The following is a 6,330-nucleotide window of genomic DNA, read 5'->3' as shown; positions in this document are numbered from 1 at the left end:
CCGTTTGCAATAAACCAAGAATAAGATTCATCTGCTGTGCCGAAGCGCCCCATAATATGGCTACCTGCAAAATGAGCTGTTGATGTATGATTACCTTCCGCATGAGAAGAGAATCCGTTAGCGATAGTCGCGGTTCCTTCTGCATGTGCTGCTTCGCCTAAAGCGATTGTATGTTTACCTTCCGCATGAGAATAGGAGCCACCTGCTGTCGTTTCACTTCCTTCACTATGGGAACTATGTCCAGTTGCTTTCGTTTTTGATCCTTCTGCATGAGAGAAAGAACCTTTTGCATGTGTCAGAAGTCCTTCTGCATGTGAAGCTGTACCCTCTGCATGAGAGTGAAGACCCTCTGCATATGCATACCGCCCATCTTTTTTTACTTTTGTATTTTCAGATGTAGGGGTCTGAATGATAATCGTTTTTTCTGTTTGTATATCACCTGATGGTACTAATGCTTCTTTAATTTTTTTCACTTGATTTATAATAGCAGCTGGAATTTCTGCTTCCGCTTTTTTATTTATTGCTACAGGGCTGTTTTCTTCTGTATTCTTCTCTACTTGCTCAGAAGGCACAATCTGTTCAGGATGAGTAGAGAGAGGTTTATTTTTTTGCTGCATCTTTGCTTTTCTATTATCAATTATGCGGCTCATTACAGCATTCTGTAATGAGACATATTTTGGTCTATCTTTGTTTTTTGTGGAAGCCTCTTGTTCTTCCAGTTCTTCTACAGCTGCAGCTCGAATGCTGCACCAGTTGTTAATTCCGTACATGGGCAGATAAAAAGGCGGGCATTTTCTTTTTTGTTTAGAAGATTTTTTCTTCATTCTGTCACCTCCTGCGACAGTATATGCCGTGTCATTAAAAAAAGATGCACTTTATTGCATCTTTTTTTAATGACTTTACCCAGTTTTTATATGAGAGACGCCTAAATGATACGGTAATCCTTACATATGGGTTATGAAATTGGGCGGAATTTCTCAGGGACAAAAGGCAGGGAGGAAGGAACGGAAACAGTCTCCATTTCAGGATAACGTAGTCCAGTTAGTTTGCCACCAAATACAGCACCAGTGTCAATATTGACTGTATGATTTACAAAGCGAGGTTCTTTTACGGGTGTATGTCCATATACAACCCAAGCTGTTCCTTTATACTCCTTCGCCCAGTCGCGACGGACAGGAGAGCCGTCAGCATGTTTTTCTCCTGTAATATCGCCGTATAATACAAAGGTTTGTACTTTTTTATCTTGTCTTCCTATGTAATCTTGCCGAATGCCGGCGTGACACACAATTAACCTTTTTTCATCGAGTACATGATATAAAGGGGATTGCTCGTAAAGTGTGATGAATTTTTCTTTTATCATGTTTTGTTGATGAGAAGGCAGTGCTTCATATTCGGCAACAGTTGTTTCGAGTCCATGAGCGATTGTCACATTACGTCCAAGGAAAAATCGGTATAGCTTATTGCAGTGATTTCCAGGAGCGTAATACGCTACTTTTTTATTTATGACAAGTTCCCATATAATTTCAATCATACGTAATGAATGAGGACCGCGATCTGTGATATCGCCAACAAAAGCAAGTTTGCGTTGATCAGGGTGAATCGGCAAGTCACTATTCCAGTTATATCCGAGTTTTTTCGTTAAATCTTGAAACTCTTGGAAGCATCCATGAATATCCCCTATAATGTCATATTTCATATTTAAACCTCCATCATATTTTTCATTAGTATATCTAAAAAAGGATAGAGATAAAAATATACCGTTTTTGTGCTTCAGTTGAACATAAAGATTTTCGTTCTTGAGCGGACGTTTAAAACAAATCCAATCGCTATCATGTATGTGAGTAAGGAGCTTCCTCCGTAGCTCATAAGGGGTAGTGTGATGCCTGTAATAGGTAGTAATCCGATTGTCATCCCGATATTTTGAAATACTTGAAAAGTAAACATTCCGATTGTACCAGCGCAGATGTAACTACCGAAAGGGTCATTACTTTCTATAGCGATATGAATCATGCGGAAAATAAGTAGGAAAAAAAGTGCAATAATGACGCTTGCGCCTAAAAATCCGAATTGCTCAGCGACATTCGTGAAAATAAAATCTGTATGTGGTTCTGGAAAGTATACTTGTCCATTTTCCCAACCTTTTCCTTGCATTTCTCCTGATCCGGTAGCTAAGAAAGCTTGTCTTAATTGATAGCCTTGCGCATCATATTTGTATGGCGCTAACCAGCCGTAGAAGCGATTTAGTTGATATTCTTGTAAAATGTGTGCTTTAAAAAATTTTGTATGAGTGAAAAAAATATATGTTAATGTAAAGCCAGCTACAAAGATACCGGAAACTAACCCGAAAATAAAACGCCAACGTATACCAGAAACTAATATCATTGCTGCAAGCATAGCTGAAATTACCATTGTGTTTCCTAAATCAGGTTCCTTTGCAATCAGTAGTAATGGTGGCAAACTTGTTGCGCATATTTTTCCGAGTAATAGAAAATCATCGTGTATTGTTCGGTAAAAATATTTCTCATTATGATTAGCTATAATTCGTCCGATGACGATAATTAAAAACAATTTCATAATTTCGGAAGGCTGGAAATTTCCGATGCCTGGGAGCCTGTACCAAGCTGTCGCACCTTTAATTGTAACGGCACCTGGTACTTGAAATTCTAGTCCAATAAGTAGTACCAATGCAAAGCTATATAAATACCAAGCAATTTTTTGATAACGATCGAAATCGATAATCATAATCATACCAATGGCTATGAATCCAATGAAGTACCACTGAATTTGCTTTAATACAAAATTTACATTTTGCAAAAATGGTGGTAAAGAGGCTTGTGCACTTGCAATTGCAAAACAACTAACAATCCCAATGGCAAATAAAATGAATAGCAATACGTAGTCTATTTGATATTGAGAATTTGAATCTTTCAATGTGTGTATTCCTTTCTATCGCCTAGTAAGTATATGGATCATGTCATGATAAAAATAATATACAAGCAGACTATGCATACATTTATTCCACTATTTGTGGGAAGTCATACATCACACGGAAGGAGTAGTGCCTGCCGTGTGATGGACTATATGGCACGGAGTTCTTTTGTAATGATATTTAAACAATGGGAGAGACGGGCATGTGTATCGGAAGTTGGAATGAGATTTGGGAATAATTTGTAAAAACTCGCGGCATCATCGTGCCATTCGCAAGCTTTTAACAGACTCGATTTATAATGGGTGCTATCTTGTAAGAAACCATATTTTTTGGAGGTTAAAACGAGATGTGAAAAATCTTCACAACCTTCAAGGAATTTGTGATGTACTTGCTGTCCCTTATGAAGGCGGAATGAACTTAAGGGCTCAGTTATATACATCGCATCACCTTTTGACAGTAAACTGATCCAAGAGGCCATATCAACACTACAACCATATTTTCTACCATTTAAAGTGCCGAAAGGTTCTGCTAATAGATGTTTTCGAAAGAGTACCGTCGTAGGTTCACCAATAATGTTTTGTCCCAGTATAAGCATATGGTTTCCAAAATCTTCCCCGTTTAATAAAGTATCTTCATCATATAATTTTTTCATGGAGGGATGTTGTTCAATTATCTCTCCATCATCATTAATCCAAGTACGATAAGATGTAATAAGTGCGAGATTTTGATCTAAGTCTTTTTGGAAATAAAACATCATTTTTTCAATTTTATTATTATAAAATATATCATCGTCCATTAAGAAATTTATGTACTCTCCATTTGATTGTTCTAAAAGCATAAGGGCGTTATGAAATTGTCCTAAAGTAGAGGGGTTTCGAATGTACGTTATATGTTTATGCTTATGTAAATAATCTCTGTATATTAATTTTTCTGTTTCATTATTTGTGCTATCGTCTCCTACAATAATTTCAATATTTGAATACGTTTGTGCTAATGCACTTTCTAGAGCAATTTTAAAATAATGTGGCCGATTATAGGTAGGAATAAGGATGGAAACGAGAGGTACATTTTTTATATTTTCCATATACAACTACCTTTCAGAAATTTTCTGTGTAAGAATCATATCTTGATAACTTGTGTGTTCAGTTCTGCCACACCATGAACCATAATGAGGAGGAGTCTGCATTTCTAGCCCATATTTATTTAATAGAGTACGAATATCTTCCTCAGGATAGGCAACTGCGAAATTCGGGATATCTTTATTTAGAACATAACAATTGTCAATTTGATGGTAAAAACCTAACGGACTTAGTCCTGCATTTAAGTAATAAGAAGATTCAGGATTAATTAAAAAGAAAGTAATAAAACATCTCCCATCTTTTTTCAGAACTCGTGCAATCTCGCGTACGTAATGTTCTAATTCTTTCGGAAGGAGATGGGTAAATACAGACGTTAAAAAAATAAAATCGAATGATTCATCTTCATATGGAAACTTGTATTGGGAAGCATCTTCTTTTCCATCGGGATTGTAGAATTGGTTATATATATCGACATGTTCAAAATGGAAATTGTTACGGCGTGTTGAAATGTTATTTTTGCACCATGTAATTCCCTTATTAAATAAGTCAAATCCATAATAAGTACCATCATCGCTTAAATAGTTCATTAATGGAACCGCCATCCGGCCGATACCACAGCCTACATCTAACACTGTTTCATTTGATTTTAAATTGCCGATTTCAATAAAATACTGCAAAAATTCTTTTCCAACTTCTTCAAAGTCACCACCTACATATTGAACGAGTTCTGGGGGGGGAATTAATGTGATTTTTTTCTCATTTTCGTTCATACCTTCACTCCGTCCTTGTAGTAAAGTAAGAGATTTTTATTGCATATATAAGTTAAACATTTATAGTGAGGGGAACTTTACACGATTGCTTCTTATGAATCAGTAGTGTGATAGAACCCCCCAAAAAGAATAAAATTGTATTCTATTCTTTTCGCCAATAAATACCGAAATCATCAATTTGAGTCATAGGAGTTTTTATGTTTCTTTCACTTCTGAAATCTGTTACAGCTTCTGCGCATGTTATCAATCCATAATCATCAATAATAATAAAGCCACCTGTTGAAACTTTATCGTATAAATTTACAAGGCTATCCATCGTTGATTCATACATATCACCATCAAGGCGAGCAATTGCAATTTTTTCTACCGGTGCTGAAGGCAATGTATCTTTAAACCACCCCTTTAAAAACTTCACCTGATCATTTAATAAATCATATTTTCTAAAGTTTTCTTGCACTGTTTCTAAAGAAACTCGTAAGTAATCGAATGTGTGTAAATAATCACCGTAATCTTTCGGATATTGTTCTAAGTTAGGTGCGGGCAGACCTTCAAACGAATCGGCAACCCATACAGTACGATCCTTAATGTTGTTTGCTTGTAAAAACCCATTCATAAAAATACATGATCCTCCGCGCCATACACCAGTTTCAATAAAATCGCCTTCTATATTTTCCCTGACTACAGTTTCCATCGCTTCTTGTAATTGATTCATACGTTTTCGACCAACCATACTGTGTGCAGCTCTTGGCCAATCCTTGCCACCTTGACGCTCATTGTTTGAAACATTAGGATTAACGATTTTTAAATTGTGATTTTCTACATACTGCTTAAGAAATAAAGGAAGTGGAACCGTAACTGGTTCATATGATAGTTCTTTAGATATATGTAACGAAGCAGGTAAGTATGGTTCGTATTCTAACCATATTTCAAATAAAATTGTTTTCTTTAATAACTCAAGATAAAGCTGGACAGCCGATTTATTTTCCATATAAGTGCCTCCTGAAGAATGTCATACAACATTATGACTATGTAGAAAAGAAGGATTTAATGATTGAATTTACCAATGAAAAAGCAGTAAAACTGATATCAGTTTTACTGCTAAGTAAAAAAATTAAGCGATTTTTTCAATAATAATAGATGCATTTGTACCAAGAGCTAATGATAGCCCAAGCCCTGTAACGATTACTTCAACTAATGATGGAGTTGTCGTAATTTGCGTAATTGCTTGAACAACGATAGGTGCTCCAACTGAGATTAAAGTAGCCCCAGTACCTGGTACAGGTAATCCATTCACTTGAATTGTAAGGCCACCTAATACACTTACTGCTGCAGTATATACGATAACAGTAATTTTATAGAATCCAGTTTCACTAATTACGAAAGTATCAGGATCTAATTGAGAAATTGCTGTACCAAACTGAGATCCGACAGTATTAAATGGTACTGGAGCATTAAGTCCAAGATCCAAAGAAATCCCAGCGGAGTTAAATGCATACAATCCTGCTGGAAGTCCTAGCCCTGATGGTCCAGTCGGTCCAGTTGGCCCAGTCGG

The 6,330-nt window shown here is 36.3% G+C and carries 5 protein-coding genes and 2 pseudogenes; all 7 read right to left on the bottom strand.

The window, feature by feature from the left end; translation table 11 throughout:
- A pseudogene (locus MR079_RS27230) lies at positions 1-824 on the bottom strand (peptidase G2 autoproteolytic cleavage domain-containing protein); the annotation flags it as partial.
- A gap of 131 nt (positions 825-955) precedes the next feature.
- A complete protein-coding gene (gene prpE, locus MR079_RS27225) occupies positions 956-1,696 on the bottom strand; it encodes a bis(5'-nucleosyl)-tetraphosphatase PrpE (RefSeq protein WP_242294994.1) in 741 nt (246 codons plus the stop codon).
- 74 nt (positions 1,697-1,770) lie between these two features.
- Positions 1,771-2,931, bottom strand: a complete 1,161-nt coding sequence (locus MR079_RS27220; RefSeq protein ID WP_139868667.1) for an FtsW/RodA/SpoVE family cell cycle protein — start codon at positions 2,929-2,931, stop codon at positions 1,771-1,773.
- A gap of 146 nt (positions 2,932-3,077) precedes the next feature.
- The gene (locus tag MR079_RS27215) at positions 3,078-4,013 is read right to left on the bottom strand and encodes a glycosyltransferase family 2 protein (RefSeq protein ID WP_242294993.1); all 936 of its coding nucleotides are present in this window, start codon (positions 4,011-4,013) and stop codon (positions 3,078-3,080) included.
- A 6-nt stretch (positions 4,014-4,019) separates the two neighbouring features.
- Positions 4,020-4,778, bottom strand: coding sequence for a class I SAM-dependent methyltransferase (locus tag MR079_RS27210; protein ID WP_139868663.1), 759 nt, complete (start codon positions 4,776-4,778; stop codon positions 4,020-4,022).
- Positions 4,779-4,920: 142 nt separating this feature from the next.
- Positions 4,921-5,766: a TylF/MycF family methyltransferase gene (locus tag MR079_RS27205; RefSeq protein WP_000428859.1), complete on the bottom strand. Its 846-nt coding sequence runs from the start codon at positions 5,764-5,766 to the stop codon at positions 4,921-4,923.
- Positions 5,767-5,889: 123 nt separating this feature from the next.
- Positions 5,890-6,330: pseudogene (bclA, locus tag MR079_RS27200) on the bottom strand (collagen-like exosporium glycoprotein BclA); the annotation flags it as partial.

This window comes from Bacillus cereus group sp. BfR-BA-01381 (assembly GCF_022663555.1).
Taxonomy (GTDB): Bacteria; Bacillota; Bacilli; order Bacillales; family Bacillaceae_G; genus Bacillus_A; species Bacillus_A pacificus.
The sequence above is the reverse complement of the archived record's forward strand: the minus strand, read 5'-3'. Positions and strand labels throughout refer to the sequence as shown.

Coding starts and splice junctions, on each gene's coding strand:
- prpE (WP_242294994.1), bottom strand. CDS start 1,696: ATGAAATATGACATTATAGGGGATATTCATGGATGCTTCCAAGAGTTT.
- MR079_RS27215 (WP_242294993.1), bottom strand. CDS start 4,013: ATGGAAAATATAAAAAATGTACCTCTCGTTTCCATCCTTATTCCTACC.
- MR079_RS27210 (WP_139868663.1), bottom strand. CDS start 4,778: ATGAACGAAAATGAGAAAAAAATCACATTAATTCCCCCCCCAGAACTC.
- MR079_RS27205 (WP_000428859.1), bottom strand. CDS start 5,766: ATGGAAAATAAATCGGCTGTCCAGCTTTATCTTGAGTTATTAAAGAAA.